Below are 1,652 nucleotides of genomic sequence, written 5' to 3'. Positions count from 1 at the left end.
AGCGGTCCTTGTCGGTCAGGGCGCCCATGCCGAACAGGCTCTCGATCTCGGCGGCGATCTCGTCAGGTTCGCGACCGAGGATTAAATTTAGAGCGGGGGAGGAGCCGAAAATATTAGTTAGCACCGGCGGCATCCGTTTGCCCTGCGCGTTTCGCACGTTCGTAAAAAGCAGCGCCTGCGAGTGCTCCTTTTTGACCTCGATGTAGCTTGCGTGCGCAATCTCAAGCTCGGTGCCGATCTGCTCCTTTACCTCGCGCAATAGCCCGTTTTCGTAAAGCCTCTTTATCCAAAAATTTCCGTTTAAAATTTCATCAAAGCTCTGCATCCGCTGCCTTTAAAAAAATAGATTTTTTTCTTGCGGTTTTTGATTTAGAAGCTGCAAGATCGCGCTCTTTTCCGCAAAAACCAGCGCGTAATGAAACTCGGGCAGGCTCTTTAGCGCGCTTAGCTTATTGAAGCGAAAGTCGATCTTAACGCCGTCTAAGCGATCCTCCCAGCTAGCGCAGACGATAATTTTTTCGCGGAATTTTGCCCGCAAAAACTCCGCCTCGCGCGCAAAAAGCTCAGGATCGCTCTCGGCGATAAAGGCGCGGTAGCTTCCGCCGAGCGAGCTAACGTTAAAAAATCTATCCACAAAAATCGGCTCGAAATGGCCGAATGCGCTTAAGTTTTGAAATTTAAAGGGTATGTTTTTGCGCGAGAGATACTCGATCACGCCGCATAGCTCGGGCAAAAACAGCTGCGGAAAGACTAAATTTGAATAATAAAGCCCGCCGAAAACGAAGCTGCTGTAGAATATCGAGCCGCCGTAAAGTAGCCTAAAATCGTCGCTCGCGGGGATCCGGGCGGGCGAGATACCGAGGCTTTGCAAAAGCTCGCCGTCGGTGGTGAAGTAGGTATTTTTCTCTTTGGCATTCATCAGGCTGATGAAAAGCTCGCCCTTGCTGCGCGGCGCAAACATCAAATTTTTCGGCACGCTCGTGTAGCGCAGGATCTCGCTTTGCACCTCGTTTATCAGCACGAAGCCGTGCCGCCACGTCTCGCCCAAAAATTTTATCAGTCGCACGAGCGCCGAGCATAAATTTTCGACCTTTATAAAGGCGATCTCGTCGTTGAGCGGCTTGAAATTGTTATCGAAAATGATCGCGTACGCGCCGTTATCGATCGCGGTGCGCACGTCGCGCTCGTTTGCGCCAAGCGCGATGAAAGCGCCTTTTTTCGCGACCTTTGCGGGCTCGATCGCAAAACTCTCGACAGCAGAGATCGCGGGATTATTTAGCATCGTTCCGTTTACGATACGGGTTAAATTTAATAAATTTACCATTATGACTTCCCTGCGGTAGAGCTTTTAAAAGGCGCGCTCTTTGCGGCGCGGCGCGGCTGCTTTGCGGTAGATGCGGAGGTTGCGCCGGACGCGGCGACGTCTTTTGCGGCGGCTGCGGTAGGCGTAGCGGTGTTTTTTGCAACGCGGCGAGATTTTGCGTTCTGAGATGCGCTTTTAGCGGGTGCCGATTTTGCGACAGATGGCGATTTTGCCGTGGATGTAGAGGCTACACTTGCTGCGATACTTTTAGCGGTCGATGCAGGTTTTGCGACAGATGCGGGTTTTTTAGCGAGCGGAGATCTTTTTGCGGGCACGGTTTTTGTCGCTG

At 51.9% G+C, this 1,652-nt stretch carries 1 protein-coding gene and 1 pseudogene; both read right to left on the bottom strand.

The genetic code is table 11. The features are described from left to right. Positions 1-325 (bottom strand): annotated as a pseudogene (locus tag Q0236_RS08015) (UbiD family decarboxylase domain-containing protein); the annotation flags it as partial. Positions 326-334: 9 nt separating this feature from the next. After that, on the bottom strand, positions 335-1,324 hold the full coding sequence (locus tag Q0236_RS08010) for a hypothetical protein (protein WP_297916726.1): 990 nt from the start codon (positions 1,322-1,324) through the stop codon (positions 335-337). Positions 1,325-1,652 lie beyond the last annotated feature (328 nt).

Source organism: uncultured Campylobacter sp., assembly GCF_938031315.1.
In the GTDB taxonomy this organism is placed as follows: Bacteria; Campylobacterota; Campylobacteria; order Campylobacterales; family Campylobacteraceae; genus Campylobacter_B.
The sequence above is the reverse complement of the archived record's forward strand: the minus strand, read 5'-3'. Positions and strand labels throughout refer to the sequence as shown.